General features: G+C 67.1%; 18 protein-coding genes. All 18 read right to left on the reverse strand.

Annotated features, from left to right (window positions below):
• Positions 1 to 105: 105 nt before the first annotated feature.
• The 18 genes from ftsA to ACRYLO_RS09040 all read right to left on the reverse strand — a co-directional run bounded on the left by ftsA (position 106) and on the right by ACRYLO_RS09040 (position 19048).
• Positions 106 to 1368: a cell division protein FtsA gene (gene ftsA / locus ACRYLO_RS08955; RefSeq protein WP_482659826.1), complete on the reverse strand. Its 1263-nt coding sequence runs from the start codon at positions 1366 to 1368 to the stop codon at positions 106 to 108.
• 3 nt (positions 1369 to 1371) lie between these two features.
• Positions 1372 to 2283 (reverse strand): cell division protein FtsQ/DivIB, encoded by a 912-nt coding sequence (locus ACRYLO_RS08960; RefSeq protein ID WP_482659827.1) that lies wholly within the window; start codon positions 2281 to 2283, stop codon positions 1372 to 1374.
• Positions 2280 to 3218, reverse strand: coding sequence for a D-alanine--D-alanine ligase (locus ACRYLO_RS08965; protein WP_482659828.1), 939 nt, complete (start codon positions 3216 to 3218; stop codon positions 2280 to 2282). The genes ACRYLO_RS08960 and ACRYLO_RS08965 overlap by 4 nt, the downstream gene beginning before the upstream one ends.
• 103 nt (positions 3219 to 3321) lie before the next feature.
• Positions 3322 to 4215: a UDP-N-acetylmuramate dehydrogenase gene (gene murB / locus ACRYLO_RS08970; protein ID WP_482659829.1), complete on the reverse strand. Its 894-nt coding sequence runs from the start codon at positions 4213 to 4215 to the stop codon at positions 3322 to 3324.
• On the reverse strand, positions 4212 to 4406 hold the full coding sequence (locus ACRYLO_RS08975) for a hypothetical protein (protein ID WP_482659830.1): 195 nt from the start codon (positions 4404 to 4406) through the stop codon (positions 4212 to 4214). Before ACRYLO_RS08975 ends, murB begins: the two co-directional genes overlap by 4 nt.
• Entirely contained in the window at positions 4403 to 5833 is a 1431-nt protein-coding gene (gene murC, locus ACRYLO_RS08980; protein WP_482659831.1) for a UDP-N-acetylmuramate--L-alanine ligase, read from the reverse strand. Before murC ends, ACRYLO_RS08975 begins: the two co-directional genes overlap by 4 nt.
• A complete protein-coding gene (gene murG / locus ACRYLO_RS08985) occupies positions 5830 to 6993 on the reverse strand; it encodes an undecaprenyldiphospho-muramoylpentapeptide beta-N-acetylglucosaminyltransferase (protein WP_482659832.1) in 1164 nt (387 codons plus the stop codon). The genes murC and murG overlap by 4 nt, the downstream gene beginning before the upstream one ends.
• Positions 6993 to 8219, reverse strand: coding sequence for an FtsW/RodA/SpoVE family cell cycle protein (locus tag ACRYLO_RS08990; protein WP_482659833.1), 1227 nt, complete (start codon positions 8217 to 8219; stop codon positions 6993 to 6995). Before ACRYLO_RS08990 ends, murG begins: the two co-directional genes overlap by 1 nt.
• Complete coding sequence (gene murD / locus ACRYLO_RS08995; protein ID WP_482659834.1) at positions 8216 to 9532, reverse strand: UDP-N-acetylmuramoyl-L-alanine--D-glutamate ligase; 1317 nt, start codon at positions 9530 to 9532, stop codon at positions 8216 to 8218. The genes ACRYLO_RS08990 and murD overlap by 4 nt, the downstream gene beginning before the upstream one ends.
• Positions 9529 to 10599 carry a phospho-N-acetylmuramoyl-pentapeptide-transferase gene (mraY, locus tag ACRYLO_RS09000; RefSeq protein ID WP_482659835.1) on the reverse strand — a complete coding sequence of 357 codons (1071 nt, stop codon included), beginning with the start codon at positions 10597 to 10599 and terminating at the stop codon, positions 9529 to 9531. The genes murD and mraY overlap by 4 nt, the downstream gene beginning before the upstream one ends.
• On the reverse strand, positions 10599 to 11978 hold the full coding sequence (locus tag ACRYLO_RS09005; RefSeq protein WP_482659836.1) for a UDP-N-acetylmuramoyl-tripeptide--D-alanyl-D-alanine ligase: 1380 nt from the start codon (positions 11976 to 11978) through the stop codon (positions 10599 to 10601). The genes mraY and ACRYLO_RS09005 overlap by 1 nt, the downstream gene beginning before the upstream one ends.
• A 121-nt stretch (positions 11979 to 12099) precedes the next feature.
• Entirely contained in the window at positions 12100 to 13515 is a 1416-nt protein-coding gene (locus tag ACRYLO_RS09010) for a UDP-N-acetylmuramoyl-L-alanyl-D-glutamate--2,6-diaminopimelate ligase (RefSeq protein WP_482659837.1), read from the reverse strand.
• Positions 13512 to 15254 (reverse strand): peptidoglycan D,D-transpeptidase FtsI family protein, encoded by a 1743-nt coding sequence (locus tag ACRYLO_RS09015; protein WP_482659838.1) that lies wholly within the window; start codon positions 15252 to 15254, stop codon positions 13512 to 13514. The genes ACRYLO_RS09010 and ACRYLO_RS09015 overlap by 4 nt, the downstream gene beginning before the upstream one ends.
• Positions 15251 to 15862 carry a hypothetical protein gene (locus ACRYLO_RS09020; RefSeq protein WP_482659839.1) on the reverse strand — a complete coding sequence of 204 codons (612 nt, stop codon included), beginning with the start codon at positions 15860 to 15862 and terminating at the stop codon, positions 15251 to 15253. Before ACRYLO_RS09020 ends, ACRYLO_RS09015 begins: the two co-directional genes overlap by 4 nt.
• Before the next feature lie 10 nt (positions 15863 to 15872).
• Complete coding sequence (gene rsmH / locus ACRYLO_RS09025; RefSeq protein ID WP_482659840.1) at positions 15873 to 16835, reverse strand: 16S rRNA (cytosine(1402)-N(4))-methyltransferase RsmH; 963 nt, start codon at positions 16833 to 16835, stop codon at positions 15873 to 15875.
• Positions 16832 to 17302, reverse strand: a complete 471-nt coding sequence (locus tag ACRYLO_RS09030) for a division/cell wall cluster transcriptional repressor MraZ (RefSeq protein ID WP_482659841.1) — start codon at positions 17300 to 17302, stop codon at positions 16832 to 16834. The genes rsmH and ACRYLO_RS09030 overlap by 4 nt, the downstream gene beginning before the upstream one ends.
• Before the next feature lie 384 nt (positions 17303 to 17686).
• On the reverse strand, positions 17687 to 18004 hold the full coding sequence (locus ACRYLO_RS09035; RefSeq protein WP_482659842.1) for a hypothetical protein: 318 nt from the start codon (positions 18002 to 18004) through the stop codon (positions 17687 to 17689).
• Positions 18005 to 18055: 51 nt separating this feature from the next.
• Positions 18056 to 19048 carry a cysteine synthase A gene (locus ACRYLO_RS09040; RefSeq protein WP_482659843.1) on the reverse strand — a complete coding sequence of 331 codons (993 nt, stop codon included), beginning with the start codon at positions 19046 to 19048 and terminating at the stop codon, positions 18056 to 18058.
• Between the last annotated feature and the right edge of the window lie 92 nt (positions 19049 to 19140).

A 19140-nucleotide genomic window follows, 5' to 3' on the forward strand; every position in this document is an offset into this window, starting at 1 on the left:
TGTCTCCTCAGGCGCGCACCCCAAGCGACACCTGTTTGTAACGTTGTTTCTGCACCATCGCTGTGGGCCATTCCAGCGATATCCGCCGATCGCCCACAGGAAATGTCAATAATTGGCTCGAAACGCCGCGATCATGCGCTGGATCAGCGCTTTCGGGTTGCTCCGGATGACCAATTGCCCGCGCGACGGCTCCAGCGTGCGAAGATCAACCGGATCGGCCGCCGCAAAGGTCGCCAGCCCCGCCAGCGTCGCAAAGGCCGGTCCGGCATGCGCCTCGGGCAGCGCCGACAGGCCGCGCGGTCGCCCGACGCGGACCGACCGGCCCAGCGCCTGCTGCGCATAATCCGCAACGCCCTTCAGCTCCGCCCCGCCGCCGGTCAGCACGATCTGCCGCCCCACCGGATCCTCGAAATTGAGCCGCGCCAGCTCGCGGGTGATCTCCGCCATCAGCCGGTCGAGCCGCAGGCGGATCACAGCGATCAGCTGCGCCCGCGTGATCCGCGCGCCATCGCCCTCTTCCTCAAGGCTGGCGGGTGCGATGTCGATCATGTCGTGATTGTCGCGCGGCGTCATGTTGGCGCTGCCATAGAAGCACTTCATCCGCTCCGCCTGGCCGCGCCGCGTCCCGAACGCGCTGGCGATATCGTCGGTAATGTCCGCCGACCCCTGCTGGATCGACGACAGGCCGGTCAGCACGCCGTCCTTGTACACCGACACATTGGTCACGCCCGCGCCGATCTCGACCAAAGCCACGCCCAGCTCGCGCTCTTCCTCGGACAGGCAGGCAAGCCCCGTCGCGACCGGCGCGGCGATGATCGAGCGGACCTCCAGGTGCGCCGATCGCACGCACAGATCGAGGTTGCGCACCGGCGCGCCCTCGGTCGACACGACATGGATATCGACGCCCAGCCGCTCGGCATGCAGCCCGCGCGGCTGCTTGACGCCCGCCAGCCCATCGAGCGTGTAGCGCGTCGGCTGTGCATGCAGCACCATCCGCCCGCCCGGATTGATCGCCTCACGGCCGGCGCGCAACAGATCGTCGATGTCCGACTGTTCGACGCGATGCCCGCCCAGATCGACCTCAAGCCGCAGGATATTGGACTCCAGCCCGCCGGCCGAGAAGCTGACCCACACATCCTCGATATTGGTGCCCGCGATCCGCTCGGCCTGCTCGACCGCCTCGCGCACCGCAACTTCGGTCGCAGCCATGTCGGCAATATAGCCGCGCTGCACGCCCCGGCTCTCGCGCTGGCCGGTGCCGAGCACGACCAGTTCGCCGCCATCGCCCTTCTGCGCGATCAGCGCCGACACCTTCGACGACCCGATATCGAGTGCGGTAATCAGTCCCTCGGGCGCGGTCTTGGCCATGTCTTATTCCCCCTGCACATTCACACTGGCAGTTTCTGCCGCCGATTCAATCTCTTTGCGGACCACCTGCCCCGGCATCCGCACCACCAGCCGCGTCGGATCGCGCAGGTCGAAGCGCAGATACCCGCGCCCCAGCAAACGATCCGCCCCGTCCAGCTCGGCGAACTTGACCAAAGCCTTGGCCGCAGCCTCTTCCCCCTCGGGCAGCGCCAGCCGCTCGCCGGTGTTGAAGGAGAGGTCCCAGCGGCGATTGCCGATCCACGTCGCTGCCTTGACCAAAGGGCGCAGCGCGGGTGCCGCCGCCAGCAGCCGCTGATAGGCGGGCTGCTGCGCATAGGCGCCATCGCCGATCACCAGCGGCAGATCCGGCATCGCCTCGGCCGACACCGGCTCCAGCAAGACACCCTCGGCATCGATCAGCATCAATTGCCCCTGATGCTGCCACACCGCCGCCGCCTTGCGCTCGACGATATCGACCACCAGCGTATCGGGCAGGCGACGCGACACCCGCGCATCGGCGACCCAGCCGATCGTCATCAACCGCGCGCGCACCTCGTCCAGATCGACCAGCGGCATCGCGCGGCTCTTCTCGTCCAGCGCGTAGTTATACACCGTCATCTTGTCGGCGCGCTTGATCCCGGTCACCTCGACCTGCTGCACGCGAAAGCCCGCCTGCCCCACACCTTCGGCCAGCGCCGTCCCGACCGCGCCGGGCACGCCGAACAGCGTCGCCACGCCGATCAGCGACGCGACGGCAATGCCCGTGATGCTCCACGCGATGATCCGGTGCAGCGTCGCCTCGCTCACCGGCATCGCCGCGACCATCCGGTCGAGCAGATGCGGCTGCTTGCGCTTCGATTGCGCGCGGCGCTTGGGCTTGACCGTGGGGCGCTTGGGCGTGGGCTTGCGGCTCATCCGGCCCCGTCCTTGAGCGCTTCGTCAACGATCGCCTGCACCAGCTGCGGATAGCTCATCCCCAGCGCCTTGGCCTGCTCCGGCACCAGGCTCAGCGGCGTCATCCCCGGCTGGGTATTGACCTCCAGAAGGAACAGCCCGTCCAGCCCCTGGGTGTCATCCCAGCGGAAGTCCGACCGCGACGCACCCTTGCACCCCAGCAGCCGATGCGCCTCAAGCGCCAGCCGCTTGCATGCCTGCGTAATCTCGTCCGGAATCTCCGCCGGACAGATATGGTCGGTCATGCCGTCGGTATATTTGGCGTCGAAATCGTAAAACCCGCTCTTGGGCTTCAGCTCGGTCACCAACAACGCCGTGTCGCCCAGCACCGCCGTGGTCAGTTCGCGCCCGCGAATGAACGGCTCGGCAAGCAGTTCGCCGAACTTCTGCCACGGCCCTGCGGCCTCGGGCGAGATCGGGTTGCCGTAATTACCCTCGGCCGTGACGATCGCCACGCCGACCGACGATCCTTCGTTGACCGGCTTCAGCACATAAGGCCGCGGCATAGGATCAGCTTCGTAGAGCGAGGCAGTCGACACGATCTGCCCACCCGGCATCGGAATGCCATGGGGGACGAGCGCCTGTTTGGTCAGCACCTTGTCGATCGCGATCACCGACGTGACCATGCCAGAGTGCGTATAACGCAGCCCCATCAGGTCGAGCATCCCCTGCACCGTCCCGTCCTCGCCGGGGGTTCCGTGCAGCGCGTTGAACACGACATCGGGCTTCGCCGCCGCGAGCTTGGCCGCCACGTCGCGATCCATGTCGATCCGCGTGACAGTATGGCCGAGCGATTCCAGCGCTTCGGCAATCCCCGCACCCGACATCAACGACACCGGCCGCTCGGCCGACCAGCCACCCATCAGGACTGCGACGTGGAGAGGGGTAACACTCACGATACTACTCCGTCGCCCCGGCGCAGGCCGGGGCCGCCCTGTGGCGGTGCTTGAACTTCAAAACTTGGCGGCCCCGGCCTGCGCCGGGGCGACGGCATGCTCGTCACTTCGCCACTCCCACGCGCTGAATTTCCCATTCCAACTTAACCCCGCTCGCCGCCTTGACCCGCGCGCGAACCTCATCCCCCAGCCCTTCGATATCCGCGCTGGTCGCGTCGCCGGTGTTGATCAGGAAGTTGGTATGCTTCTCGCTCACCTGCGCCCCGCCGCGCGTCAGCCCGCGACAGCCCGCCGCGTCGACCAGCCTCCACGCCTTGTCGCCCTCGGGGTTCTTGAAGGTCGATCCGCCGGTCTTACTCCGCAACGGCTGCGACGCCTCACGCGCAGCGGCGATGCGGTCCATCTCGGCCTGGATGGCGGCCGGCTCACCCGGCTCACCACGAAAGGTCGCGCTCACCACGATCGCCCCCTCGGGCAGTTCGGAGTGGCGATAGGTATAGCCCAGCTCCCCAACCGGCAACGTCACCCGCTCGCCCGACCGCAGCACGACTTCGCAATCGACCAGCACGTCCTTGGTCTCGCGCCCATAAGCGCCACCATTCATCCGCACGAACCCGCCCACGGTTCCGGGGATCGACCGCAGAAACTCGACGCCAGCGATCCCCGCGTCACGCGCGGTCGAAGAAACCAGAATCCCGCTCGCCCCGCCGCCACAGGTCAGCGTCTGGCCCTCGGCCTGAACCTTCGCAAACGCCTTGCCCAGCCGCACCACCACGCCCGGCACCCCGCCATCGCGCACGATCAAATTCGACCCCAGCCCCAGCGCCATCACCGGCACCGCCGGGTCCAGCTCGCGCAAAAACTCGGCCAGATCTTCAACATCCGCCGGCTCGAACAGCCATTCCGCCGTCCCGCCACTCTTGAACCAGACGAGCGGGGCGAGCGGCGCGTCGGGGGTCAGCTTCCCCCGCACCTTGGGGAGAAGCGTTGCGCTCACTTCATCCCCCACAATTTCGTCCATTGCTTCCAATAGGACAAGTTCGCCTCGGCGGCCTTGGCCCCCGCCTCCTGCAGCTTCGCGACATCCGTGCCCGCATCGAGCATCGTCTTCGCCGCATCCATCTGCGCCTGTTGCGCGCGCAGGATTTCGCGCTGCATATCGGTCGCGAGGGTGAACCAGTCGCTCATGCCGCCACGCTCCGCTTGGCGTCGACCGCTTCGGCCAGGCCAGCGGCCCATTTGGTGATATCGCCCGCACCCAGGCACACGATCAGATCGCCCGGCAGCGCCACCTCCGCAATCCGCGCCGCCAGCGCATCGGCATCGGCGACGCTCTCCGCCAGCCGGTGACCGCGCGCAAGCGTCCGCTCGACCAGAGCCTCGCCGCTCACGCCTTCGACCGGCGCTTCGCCCGCGGCATAGACCGGCGTCACCAGCACCATGTCGGCGTCGTTGAACGCCTGCGCAAAGTCATCCATCAGATTGCCGAGCCGCGAATAGCGATGCGGCTGCACCACCGCGATCACCCGCCCCTGCGCGCTCTCCCGCGCCGCCGACAGCACCGCGCGGATCTCGACCGGGTGGTGGCCATAATCATCGATCACGATCGCCGGAATCTGACCCTCGAACGCGATCTCGCCGACCTTGGTAAAACGCCTTTTGACCCCGCCGAACTTGGCAAAGCCGTTCTGGATCGTCGCGTCGTCGATCCCCATTTCCAGCGCCACGCCAATCGCGGCGAGCGCGTTCTGGACATTGTGGCGCCCCGGCATCGGCAGCTCGATCCCCTCGATCGACCGCGTCGTCCCGTCGCGGTGCCGAATGATCGCCTCGAACTTGTTGCCGCCCGGATAGGGCTGGACGTTGACCCCGCGCACGTCCGCCGACGCCGCAAAGCCATAGGTCACGATCCGCCGGTCGCGCACGCGCGGGATGATCGCCTGCACCTCGGGATGGTCGAGGCACAGCAGCGCTGCGCCATAGAAGGGGACGTTCTCGACGAACTCGACATAAGCGTCCTTGGCCCGCTCGAAGCTGCCATAATGATCGAGATGCTCGGGATCGATATTGGTCACCACCGCGATCGTGCCATCGAGCCGCAAGAAGCTGCCGTCGCTCTCATCGGCTTCGACCACCATCCACTCGCTGTCGCCCAGCCGCGCGTTGGAGCCGTACTGGTTGATGATGCCGCCATTGATGACGGTCGGGTCGATCCCGCCTGCATCCAGCAGCGCCGCGATCATGCTGGTCGTCGTCGTCTTGCCATGCGTCCCCGCAACCGCAACGGTGGACTTGAGCCGCATCAGCTCGGCCAGCATCTCCGCGCGCCGCACCACGGGGATACGCGCGGCATAGGCGGCCTGCACTTCGGGGTTGTCGCGCTTGATCGCGGTCGAGGTCACGACAACCGCCGCGTCGCCCAGATTATCCGCGCTCTGCCCGATCGTGATCGCAATGCCGCGCTTGCGCAGGCCCTCGACAACATAGCCCTCGGCACTGTCGCTGCCCTGCACCTTGTAACCCAGATTATGCATCACCTCGGCAATGCCCGACATGCCGATCCCGCCGATGCCGACGAAATGGATCGTGCCGATATCCTTGGCGACACCCTTCACGCAAACGCCTCCCCGCCCTGCGCGATTTTCACCGGCTCGGCCCGTCCCATTCCCGCCGACGCCCAGTCGGCGTCGATCGATTCCACCAGATCGGCCAGATCGCGCACCGCATCGGGCCGCCCGACGCTGCGCGCGCACGCTGCGGCATGCGCCAGCCCCTCGGGGTCCAGCCCCAGCTTCTGGATCTGCTTGGCCAGTTCCTGCGCGGTGAACGCGCGTTGCGGAATGGCCCGCGCGCCACCGGCCGCGCTAATCTCGCGCGCGTTCGCCGTCTGGTGATCGTCGGTCGCACTCGGCAGCGGCACCAGGATCGCCGGACGCCCCGCCGCAGTCAGCTCGGCAATCGTCGACGCACCCGCGCGCGCGATCACGATATGCGCCCATGCCAGCCGCTCGGGCAGGTCGGGCAGGTACGTCGCGATCTCCGCCGGAATGCCATGATCGGCATATTTGCGGCGCACCTCGTCAATATCCTCGACCCGCGCCTGATGCGTCACCTGCAACCGGCGGCGGAAATGGACAGGCAGCAGCGCGAGGCCGTCGGGCACCACCTGGCTCAGCACCGATGCGCCCTGGCTTCCGCCGGTCACCAGCACCCGGAAAATCCCATCCTCCTCCAGCGGCGGATAGGGCCGCAGCCGCAGCTCCAGCACCGCCTCCCGCACCGGATTGCCGGTCAGATGGATCTTGTTGGCATAGGCAGGCTTCAACCGCGCCACCTCGGCATAGCTGGTGGCGATCGCCCCCACCTTGCCCGCGACCAGCCGGTTGACCCGGCCCAGCACGGCATTCTGCTCATGGATCACCGTCGGCACCTTCGCCGCGAACGCCGCCGACAGCGCAGGCATCGACGCATAGCCGCCAAACGCCACCACCGCCGCCGGGCGCAACTGACGATACAGTTTCCGCGCCTGCGCCCGCCCCTTGGCCATGGTGCGGAGCGCCTTCAGCCACCCGATCGGCCCGCCGGCAAAGCGCGATGCCGGAACGACATGCGTCTCGATCCCGTCGAACAGATCGGGGAAGCGCACCCCGCGCTCGTCGGAAATCAGCGCAACCCTGTGCCCGCGCCGCATCAGCTCCGCCGCCAGCGCTGCGGCGGGAACCATATGTCCGCCGGTACCCCCGGCGGCAAGGACGTATTGCCGTCCCGATGTCATCAACTCTTCCCTCGAACCGTATAGCTTGAGCGCTTCAGATACGGGTTCCGCCGCGTGAAAGCGAGCAGCAGTCCCATCCCGATCGACAATGCCACCATCGACGATCCGCCATAAGAAATGAAGGGCAAGGTCATCCCCTTGGAGGGGGCAAGGCCGGTGTTGACCGCCATGTTGATCACCGCCTGAATCCCGAATTGGGCCGCCAGCCCCGCCGCCGCGAGCAACCGGAACGAGTCCTCCTCGTCCAGCAGCTTGATCAGCACCCGCACGACGATGGCGAGGTAGATCAGCGCGATGACGATGCACGCGATCAGTCCGAACTCCTCGCCCACGACCGAGAAGATATAGTCGGTATGCGCCTCGGGCAGCTTGAACTTGACCGTTCCGCCGCCCGGCCCGGTGCCGGTCGCGCCGCCTCCGGTCAGCACCGCATGCGCCATATCGGTCTGGTAATGCTCCGCCTGCGCCTTTTCCGGATCGGGGAACAGGAAGCTGTCGATGCGCGTGCGCGCGGTGTCGTAGAACAGATAGGCCGCTACCACTCCGGCCACGCCCGCGCCGCCGAGGAACCCGATCGCGCGCGTCGAGATCCCTGCCAGCATCAACAGCACGACCCACACCGCGGCAAAGATCATCGTCTGCCCGAAATCGGGCTGCTTCATCAGCAATGCGGCGATGACGATGGTCAGCACGCCCGTCACCGGGATCACCGGCAGGCTCGGATCCTTCGCGCGCAGCGACAACAGCCACGCGGTGGTGACGATATAGAGCGGCTTGAGAAACTCCGAAGGCTGGAACGACGCAATGCCAAAGCCGACCCAGCGCCGCGCGCCATTGACCTCGGTGCCAAAGAAGGCGGCAAGCCCGACCAGCAGCACACAGATCGCGGTGCCCAGAATCGCGCCGCGCCGCGCCAGCCCGACCGGCAGCATCGACACGATCAGCAGCACCGGGATCGACAGCCCGATCCACAGCGCCTGTCGCCAGAAATAATGCATCGACGCGAACTGCTTGGTCGTATCCGAATAGCGCTCGGCCGATGCCGGTGACGCCGCCGCCACCGCGACCAGTCCGATGCCGATCAGCAGGAACGCGAGCAGCAACAGGATGCGGTCGATTTCCCAGAACCACAGGCCCAGCGGCGTCTTGCTGCCCCGGCTCAGCTGGTCCTCGAACCGTTCCCGCAGCGGCTTGCGCTTGGTGGTCGCGCGGATCACCTCGCTCATGACAAAGCCTCCACCGCCGCGCGGAACTGGTCGCCGCGATCCTCATAATCGCGGAACTGGTCGAACGACGCGCACGCCGGGGACAGCAACACCGTCTCCCCCGCCACCGCATTCGCCGCCGCCGCACGCACCGCCTGCGCCAACGTGCCCGAGCGTTCGACCGGCATCTCGCCCTTCAGGATTTCCGCAAACATCTCCGTCGCTTCGCCGATGGTATAGGCGCGGACAATATGGGGGAAACCCGAACGGCAGGCGTCAAGATCGGCGGTCTTGGCCTTGCCACCCAAAATCCAGTGGACGCGTGGATAGGCGGCGAGCGCCGGTGCGGTCGATTCCGCATTGGTCGCCTTGCTGTCATTGACGAACAGCACGCCGTTCCTGGTCGCGACCCGCTCCATCCGGTGCGGCAGGCCGGGAAGGCTCTCAAGGCCACGGCCAATGCTCGCCTGATCCACCCCCAGCGCCTCGCACGCGGCGATGGCGGCGAGCGCGTTCTGCGCATTATGCGGCCCCTGCAATGCCGGCCAGCGCGACTGGTCCATGCAGAAGCCCGGCGCGATCTTGGTCACGTCCTCGGCCCGCCCGGAGCGCGCGACCTGCTTCGCCACGCCCTGCGACGCTTCGTCCCCGATCCCGATGATCGCGGCATGCCCCTTGGACTGCATCGCAAACAGCCGCCCCTTCGACGCCGCATAGGCATCGAACCCGGCATAGCGATCGAGATGATCCGGCGTGATGTTGAGCAGCACCGCGACCTCGCAATCGAGGCTCTGGGTCAGGTCGATCTGATAGCTCGACAGCTCGAGCACATAGACGCCACCCTCCGGCAACGGCTCCTGCCCCAGGATCGGCAACCCGATATTCCCGCCCAGCCGCGCCGGAACGCCCGCTGTGTCAAGGATATGGTGGATCAGCGCGGTCGTGGTCGATTTGCCATTGGTCCCGGTGATCCCGACGACCTTGTGCGCCGGAAGCTCGCCCCGCGCCTGCGCAAACAGCTCGATATCGCCGATAATCGGCACGCCGGCATCGCGCGCAACGATCGCCAAGGGATGGCGATTGAGAGGAACACCCGGAGAAAAGACGAAGCCATCCGCTTCGATCTCCTGCCAATCGGTGAAGTCATCGACGAACAGCTGCTCGTCCAGCAGATCACGGGCGTCGGCAATCACTGCGTCGCGCTTGTCCTTGGCATCGTCCCACGCCAGCACTTCCGCCCCGCCAGCCAGCAGCGCACGCACGGTCGCCGCCCCCGACCGCGCCAGCCCGAGTACCGCAAAGCGTTTCCCGCGCCAGGCGGCGGAAACGATCACCGCAGTTTCAGCGTCGCGAGCCCCGCCAGCGCGAGGACAAAGGCGATGATCCAAAAGCGGATCACGACCGTCGGCTCGCTCCAGCCAAGCTGTTCGAAATGATGGTGGATCGGTGCCATGCGGAACACGCGCTTGCCGGTGCGCTTGTACCAGAACACTTGGATGATGACACTCAGCGCCTCGACCACGAACAGACCGCCGATGATCCCCAGCACCAGCTCATGATGCGTCGTCACCGCAATCGCGCCCAGCGCCCCGCCCAGTGCCAGGCTCCCGGTATCGCCCATGAACACCGCCGCCGGCGGCGCATTGAACCACAGGAACGCCAGCCCCGCGCCGACAATCGCGCCACAGAAAATGGCGAGGTCACCCGCCCCCGCGACATGCGGGATGCCAAGATACGTCGCGAACACCTTGTTGCCCACGACATAGGCGATCAGCATGAACGCCATGCTCGCGATGATCACCGGCATGGTGGCCAGCCCATCCAGCCCGTCGGTCAGGTTCACCGCATTGCCGAACGCCACGATCGTGAACGCGGCAAACACGATGTAGAAATAGCCAAGGTCGACGCTGAACTGGCTGAAGAACGGCACGTACAGCATCGTCCCGTTCTGCAGCGTGATCACCCACGCAGCGATGCCCGCGATCGCGAATTCGCCGAGCAGCCGGACCTTGCCCGAAACACCCGCCGTGCTCGCCTTGCGCACCTTGTCATAGTCGTCGAGGAACCCGATCATCCCGAAACCGAGCGTCACGAAGATGCACGCCCAGATATAGGGATTGGTGAGATCCATCCACAGCAGCAGCGCGAGCGTCAGGCTGGTCAGGATCATCAGCCCGCCCATCGTCGGCGTGCCGCGCTTGGCGAGGTGGCTCTGCGGCCCATCGGCGCGGATCGGCTGCCCCTTGCCCTGCCGCACGCGCAGCCAGCCGATGAAGCGTGGCCCCAGGATCAGGCCGATGAACAGCGCGGTCGCGACAGCCGCCCCGGTGCGGAACGACAGATAGCGGAACAGGTTCAAAATGCCCGGAAAACCCAGCCATTCGGCAAGTTCGTATAGCATTAGCCCCTTCCCGCCAGCGCCGCGACGACCCGCGACAGCCCGACCCCGTTCGAACCCTTGATGAGCACCGCATCCCCGGCGCGCAGCATCGCCTCCAGCGACACGCGCGCCGCAGCGGCGTCGGGCACATGGACCAATTCGACCCGCCCCTCAAGCGCTGCAGCAAGCGGCTGCATCCCTTCACCGACCAGCAGCACCGCTTCGACGCCCGCCGCTGTCACCGGCTCGGCCAGATCGGCGTGGAAGTCGCCGGATTGCTCGCCCAGCTCGCGCATCTCGCCCAGCACCGCGATCCGCCGCGTCGCCGGGGTGGCCGCCAGCACCGCCAGCGTCGCGCGCATCGACGCCGGGTTGGCGTTATAGCTCTCGTCGATCACCAGCGCTTCGCCGCCGTCGACCTTCGCGCCAAACCGCGCGCCACGCCCGGCAAGTCCGCCCATCTCGCCCAGCGCCAGCCCGGCCTGCTCCAGATCGCCGCCCGCCGCGTCGACCGCCGCCAGTACCGCCATCGCATTGGCAACCCAATGGTCGCCCGGCTGCGACAGGGTGAAGCTCAGCGTCTTGTCCGCGCCGATCTGCGCGGTGACGAACGTCCCGCCGGGCTGGCCATGCACGATCTCGACCGCGCGCACATCGGCGCCCTTGCCGAGGCCGAAGGTGATGATCCGCGCCGCATGCGGCTGTGCCGCCGCGATCAGCCGGTCGCGATAGGGGCTGTCGAACGGCACGATCGCCGTCCCGCCCGGCTCCAGCCCCTGGAAAATCTCGCCCTTCGCATCGGCAATCCCCTCGACGCTGTCGAAGAATTCGGTGTGCGCCGGGGCGATGGTGGTGACGATGGCGATGTGCGGCCGCACGATCCGGGTCAGCGCGGCCAGCTCGCCGGCATGGTTCATCCCCATCTCGAACACGCCAAAGCGCGTGTCGCGCGGCATCCGCGCCAGCGACAGGGGTACGCCGGTATGGTTGTTATAGCTTTTGACCGAGCGGTGCGCCTGCCCCGGCTCGGGCCGGTCGAGGCACTCGAACAGCGCTTCCTTGGTCCCGGTCTTGCCGACCGATCCGGTGACGCCGATCACCACCCCGCTCATGCGCGCCCGGCTCGCCCGCGCCAGATCCTCCAGCGCCGCCATCGTGTCATCGGTCAGGACATGCGGATGCGCCGTCGCCCGCGACACCACCGCCCCCGCCGCACCGCTGGCAAAGGCCTGATCCAGAAACTTGTGCCCGTCGGTCGTCTCGCCGGTCAGCGCAAAGAACAGCGCGCCCGGTCCCACCTCCCGGCTGTCGAACGCAACCGCGTCGACGGCGAACTCTGCCGAAGCCGTTCCGCCCGTCGCGGATGCGATTTCGGCCGAGGTCCACAGCGTAGCCGTCACTTCTCCCCTCCCGCTTGCGGGAGGGGCCGGGGGAGGGCCTGTCCAATCGGGGTGCCGCCAAAAGACAGGCCCTCCCCTAACCCCTCCCGCAAGCGGGAGGGGAACTTGCAGAGCTCCCCCCTCACGCCGCCGCCTCGCGCGCCACGCTGACATCGTCGAACGGCAGCACCATGTCGCCGACGATCTGCCCCTGCTCATGCCCCTTGCCGGCGATCAGCACGATATCTTCCGGGCCCGCCGCCGCAACCGCCGCCCCGATCGCCGCGCGCCGGTCGCCGATCTCGGTCGCCTCGGGACAGCCCTTCATCACCGCGCGCCGGATCGTGGCTGCATCCTCGCCGCGCGGATTGTCGTCGGTCACGAACACCAGGTCCGCGCCCGCCACCGCTGCCTGCCCCATCGGCTCGCGCTTGCCCGGATCGCGGTCGCCGCCCGCGCCGAACACCAGGATCAGCCGCCCCGCCGCATGCGGCTTCAGCGCCGCGATCGCCGCCTCGATCGCATCGGGCGTGTGCGCATAGTCGACATAGACCGGTGCCCCGGTCCTGCTGATCGCCGCCCGCTCCAGCCGGCCCCGCACCGGCTGCAACCGCGCAAGATTGGCAAAGGTCTGCGCCGGATCGCCCCCGGTCGCGATCACCAGCCCCGCCGCAAGCAGCGCATTCGCCGCCTGATAGCCACCGATCAGCGGCAGCCCGACGCGATAGGTCTCGCCCCCGAACGCGATCTCCAGTTTCTGGTCGAGCAGAGTCGGCGCGCGCGACACCAGTCGGATCGTGTCGCCATGCTCGCCAACGGTAATGATCCGGTTGCCGCGCATCCGCGCAATGTCGATCACCCGCTCGCTATGCGGATCGTCGGCCCACACCACCGCCGTGCCATCGGGATCGAGCACATCGGCGAACAGCCGCAGCTTGGCGGTCAGATAATCCGCCATGTCCTTGTGGTAATCGAGGTGGTCGCGGCTCAAGTTCGTGAACGCCGCCGCGCGCACCGGCAGCCCCTCGGTGCGGTACTGCGACAGGCCATGGCTCGATGCCTCGAACGCCAGATGCGTCACGCCCTCGCGCGCCAGCCCCGCGACATTGGACAGGAACGTCACCACGTCCGGCGTGGTCAGTCCGGTCGACACCATCTCGCCCGCCGTGGTCACGCCCAGCGTGCCGATCGACGCGGCATGATGCCCCGCCATCAGCCACAATTGCCGCACCATCTCGACCGTCGACGTCTTGCCGTTGGTCCCGGTGACCGCCACCGAAGTCTCGGGGAAGGGCGCAAAGAACCGCGCCGCGATCCGCGCAAATTCGGTGCGCGGGTGATCGCTGGCGATATGCGCCGCACCCGCGACCGTCACTTCGGGCCGCGCGACCACCGCGATTGCCCCGCGCGCCACCGCCTCGGCAATATAATCCTCGCCATTGAACCGCGTGCCGCGAAACGCGCCGAACACGGTGCCCGGCGCGACCTTGCGGTGATCGATGGCGAAGCCGGTGACGATGCTCTGCTCGTCTCCGCCGGTGAGTTCGGCGAGCTTCACTCGTCCACCCCCGCGCCCAGCGCGGCGACGGCGGCGGGCTTGCCCTTGGCCTCCGCCTTCCACAGCAACGGCGTGAGGTCGGATACATCCACGTCCCGCCGCTCGTCAGGAACGACGCCCAGCATCGCGCCGGTGCGCATCACCACGCGGTTGACGACGGGGGCCGCGGTCCACCCGGCGGTGGACTGGCCCGCAGATTGCGCATTACCGATCGGCGAATCGAGCATCACCAGCACCACATAGCGCGGTGCGTCCATCGGGAAAGCCGCTGCAAAGGTCGATACATTCTTGTTGCGCTGATATCCGCCACGTCCAGGCACTTCGGCAGTGCCGGTCTTGCCCCCGACGCGATAGCCCGGCGCATCCGCCTTGCTGCCGGTTCCGTGCGTGACGATCAGGCGCATCAGCTGGCGCATCCGCGCGCTGGTCGCCTCGGAAATCACACGACGGCCTGCCGGGGCCTTGCCCGGCTCGATCTTGCGCAGCGTCGCCGGGCGCCACACCCCGCCATTGATCATCGCGGCATAGGCGCTGGCCAGATGCAGCGGCGTCACCGCGATGCCATGGCCATAGGCGGTGGTCATCACCGTGGTCCGCGCCCAGTATTTCGGCCACAACGGCCCGGCCACGCCGCCCAGCTCGATCGGCGCCTTGGTATCGAAGCCAAGACCGCGGAACATCGCCTCCATCCGCTCCTTGCCCAGCTCGTCGGCGATCCGTGCCGTCGCGATGTTGGACGAATGGATCAGCGTCTCGGGGATGTTCAGCCAGCGTTTTTGCGCATGATCGTCGCGGATGCGAAAGCCTCCGACCTGCAACGGCTCGGTCGCGTCGTAGCGTTTGGACATCGACGGCGCGACGCCCGTCTCGATCGCGAACGCCATGGTCAGCGGCTTGAACGTCGAGCCCAGCTCATAAACGCTCTGCGTCACATTGTTGCGGAAATGCTCGGGGTTCGCGCCCTTCACATTGTTCGGGTTGAACGTCGGCAGCGATGTCATCGCCACCACTTCGCCCGTCGCCACGTCCAGAATCACGCCAGCCGCGCCCTGCGCCTGGAAACTCGCCATCGCCGCGCCCAGCTCGCTGTCCAGCGCCGCCTGCGCGCGCAGGTCGATCGACAGCGCCACCGGTTTTCCGCGCAGCGCCGGATCGGTGAGCTGGCGGTCCAGGATATGCTCCATCCCGCTCACGCCCTTGCCGTTGAAATCGACAAAGCCCAGCGCGTGCGCCGCCAGCGTCGCCTGCGGATACAGCCGCTGCGGCTCGCGCGCGAACTCGATCCCCGGCTCACCCAGCGCGTGTACCGCAGCGACCAATTCCGGCACCGCGCGCCGCTGGAGATAGGTGAAGCTCGCCTTGCTGTTGAGCAGCTTGGCATAGTCCGCCGCGCTCTTGCCCGGCAGCGTCGCCGCCAGCATCTGCGCCAACGCCACCTTGTCGCCGATCACCCGGTCGGGCCGCACGCCGATCGACCAGGCGTCGATCGTGCGGGCAAGCGGCGCACCATTGCGGTCGACCAGATCGCCGCGCAACGGGACCAGCATCGCGTTGACGCTCGGCGCCCGCTGCGGCTCGGCAAAGACTGCGAGCAGCGCCAGCCGCCCGACGATCACCGCAAATGCCGCCGCGAACAACAGGGTCAGGATCATCAGCCGCACATGCGCGACCGCGATCGGCGACGACCGGCTGCCATCGCGTGGGCGGATCCGCGGCGCTGGGGCGACCAGGACCGTCACCGCAATTTGCGCGCCTCCGCGCGGACGCCCTGCATCAGGTCGCCAAAGCTCGAATCCTTGAGCAGCTTGCTGTCCAGCGACGCCACCGCCGCGTCCTTTGCGACGACCGGCGCCGGCGCAGCCGCCCGCTTTGCCTTGACAGCGGTTGCCGCAGCGACCGCAACCGGAGCCGACGGGGTCTTCGCGGCCGCCGCCTTCTCGAACACTGGCTTGACCGCCGCGACCGCATCGCTCGCCACCGTCGGGCCGCTCACCACTTCGGGCAGGCCCTGCGGAACGACCATCGCGGCATAGCGCTCGGCGGTGCCGTCACCTTCCATCGGGCGCAGCGCCGCGAGTTCGGTATCGCTTGCGAGGAACTGGCGCGGCGTCGGCGCGGTATAGCGCATCACCTCGCCATTCCAGCGCTCGAGCTGGGCCAGATTGGCGCGCGTGTCGAACTCGGTCTCAAGGCCGCGGATGTCCTTGTGCGCCTTGGCGATGGCACGCTCGACCGCTTCGACCTTCGACCGCTCGGCCGCAACCTGCGACGACACCAGGTAACAGGCCGGCGTGACGATCACGCCGGTCAGAAACCATCCAAAGCCGCTCAACGCCTTGACCGCCATTACCGCCTCCTCAACGCCACGCCGGTGCCGCCGTGCGCCGCGCGACGCGCAACGTCGCCGACCGGGCACGCGGGTTCACCGCAATCTCATCCTCGCCAGCCCGGATCGCCTTTGCGGGCGGTTCGAAGCTCGGCGCCTGTTCCGCCGCGACCATCGGGCGATGCCGCGATCCCGTCGGCTCGCTCCCGCTGCGTTCGCGCAGGAATTTCTTGACCATCCGGTCTTCCAGGCTGTGGAACGTCACCACCGCCAGCCGCCCGCCGGGCTTCAGCGCCCGCTCGGCCGCAACCAGCCCTTCCTCAAGCTCGTCGAGCTCGCGGTTGAGGTGAATCCGGATCGCCTGGAAGGTCCGGGTGGCCGGGTCCTTCTTCTCATGCGGACGATACCCAAGGGCCCGCCGCACCACATTGGCCAGGTCCCCCGTGCGCGCGAGAGGCCGTGCCTTCACAATCGCTTGTGCCACACGTCGGGCCTGTTTTTCTTCCCCGTAATTCCTCAGTATCGTGGTTAAATCAGACTCGCTGATTTCGTTAACGAGTTCGGCCGCAGTCATGCCCGACTGGTCCATCCGCATGTCGAGCGGACCGTCCGCCTGAAAGCTGAATCCCCGCTCGGCCTGGTCGAGCTGCATCGACGACACGCCGATATCGAGCGTCACGCCATCGACCGGCGCCAGCCCGCGTGCCTCCAGCTCCCGGTCCATCGCGGAAAAAGGCGACTGGATCAGGATGAGGCGATTTTCACTCGCGTTCACAAGGGTTTGGCCGCTTTCGATCGCGCTTGGGTCGCGGTCGAAAGCGGCCACCTCGGCGCCCCGCTCGAGGAACGCGGATGTGTAACCACCGGCACCGAATGTCCCATCGACATGGCGCTCGCCGGGCTGGATCGCGAGTGCGTCGAGCACCTGCGCCAACATTACCGGAATATGTGGACGATCCTGGTTAACGGCATCGCTGGCGAAGGTGGCGGTCACAGCACCACCCCCTTCTCGTCCAGGCAATAGCGGCACGCCGCCTTGATCTGGTCGGAGATGGTCGGGTGGTCGAGCAGGGTGCGCGGGTTCCACAGCTCGATCATCGCGCCGACGCCCATGAAAAAGGCGTAGCTGCCCTTGGCGATGCCGCCCAGGTGCCCCAGCATCCCGGGCAGCACGAACCGGCCCGACGGATCGAACGCGATATTCTCGCTCGTCCCGACGCCGTTACGCCAGATGTTCGCATCGGCCTGACCGCGATCGCCGGCAAATTCGGTGGCGCGCGCATCGAGCCGCTGCACCAGCGAGTCAAAATAGGGCTCGTCATAGGCGACCAGGCATTGGTCGGTTTCGGATGTCGACAGGATCGCGACGCGAGCTTCCTTGCTGTCGATCGGGTGGCCGCTGTTTTTCTCGAGCGTCGCGCGCAGGGCCGCGGGGATGGCGACACGACCCTTGTCGTCCACCAGCTGTAAGCCGACCCCTCTGTAGCCGCTGCGCGCCACCCTTGCCCCTTGCCTCCCGGGCACGCCTTTCCGCCTGTCGCGGCGCGCCATCGCACGCCCCGGACCCATGATGGCCGACGATAAAGGTTACCCTGTTAACCGCTGGCCTATCGCAAGCGGTCCGGGTTTTCAATGCCTGAACTCGGGATTTCGCGGTAATTTGCCCCACTTTATGCCTTGGGTTACCGCTGTTTTCACTTCATTCGTTAAGTGAGCACCTTATGTTCCACAGGGCTGGTGGGGCAAAATGCCATGATCCGTCGGCCCTGGGGCCAGACAGGGGGACAGTGGCGGCAATTCCCGGAAATTCCCGCGGCCTGCCGCGGAGTCGCGGGTGCGCGGCGCTCATTCCCCGGTCGCGGGGGCTGGCGTGAGATCGGGCTCGGGGGATTCTGCGGTGCGCGGTGCGATGCCGAGTTCGGCGATCGGTTCGTCCTTGGGCTCGGCCGCGCTGTTGGTCACCATGCCCTCGGTCATGTTGGCGACCACGTCCGGCTTGGGCGCGCCCTCGGCCATCACCGGCGCCTCTTCGCGCGCGGACGAAAAGATCGCGCTCGCCACGCCGATCAGCAGCAGCACGGTGGCAAGCCCGGTCAGTCCGACGCGGACCCGCTGCATACTGGAATGTGGATCGCTGGGCATCGACTTCATAAGCTGTGGCATAAATGTAACGCCTTAACAGCCGATTGTCGAACCCCCTTTTTGTCCGTTGCTTTACCCGCGATCGAGCCACTCGGGGACAGCCAGCCCCTTCGCCGCCAGCCATTCCGGATTGTACAGCGTCGACAGATAGCGGAAGCCGGTATCGCACAGGATCGTCGCGACCCGCGCGCCCGGCCCCAATTCGCGCCCCAGCGCCACTGCGCCTGCAACATTGATCCCCGACGACAGCCCCAAGCACAACCCTTCCTCGGCCAGCAATCGGCGCACCCATTCCATCCCCTCATCGTCACCGATGCGGAACTGCGTGTCGATCGGCGCGCCTTCCAGGTTCGCGGTGATCCGCCCCTGCCCGATCCCCTCGGCCACCGACGACCCTTCGGCCTTCAGCTCGCCATGCGCATAATAGTTGAACAGCGCCGCACCGTGCGGATCCGACAGCGCGATGCGGACCTTCTCGTCCTTTTCCTTGAGGCCCAGCCCCACGCCCGCAATCGTCCCGCCGGTCCCGGCGGCGCAGGTAAAGCCGTCGATCCGCCCCTCCATCTGGGTCCAGATCTCTTCCGCCGTCCCGACGATATGCGCGCGGCGGTTGGCGATATTGTCGAACTGGTTCGCCCAGATCGCGTTCGGCGTCTCCTCCGCGATGCGGCGGCTGGTGTGCACGAAATGCCCCGGGTTCGAATAGGGCGCGGCCGGCACCAGCACCAGCTCGGCGCCCAGCGCGCGCAGCGTGTCCATCTTCTCGCGGCTCTGCGTCTCGGGCATGACGATGATCGTCTTGTAACCCTTGGCATTGGCGACCAGCGCCAGCCCGATCCCGGTATTCCCCGCCGTGCCCTCGACGATCGTCCCGCCTGGCTGGATCAGCCCGCGCGCCTCGGCATCCTCGACGATGAACAGCGCCGCGCGATCCTTCACGCTCGCGCCGGGGTTGGCGAATTCGCACTTGCCGAAAATGTCGCACCCGGCGGCCTCGCTCGGCCCTTTCAGCCGGACGAGCGGGGTGTTGCCGATCAGCGCGATGGTATCTTGTGCAACTTTCATGGCCGGAACATAGGCACTGCCCCCGCGGCGCCGCAAGCAAGCGAAACTATGCGGCCACCGCTGCAGGCTTGCATAGCCCTTCCGCTGGTCGC

The sequence above is a fragment of the Sphingomonas sp. SDUR79 genome (assembly GCF_056821745.1).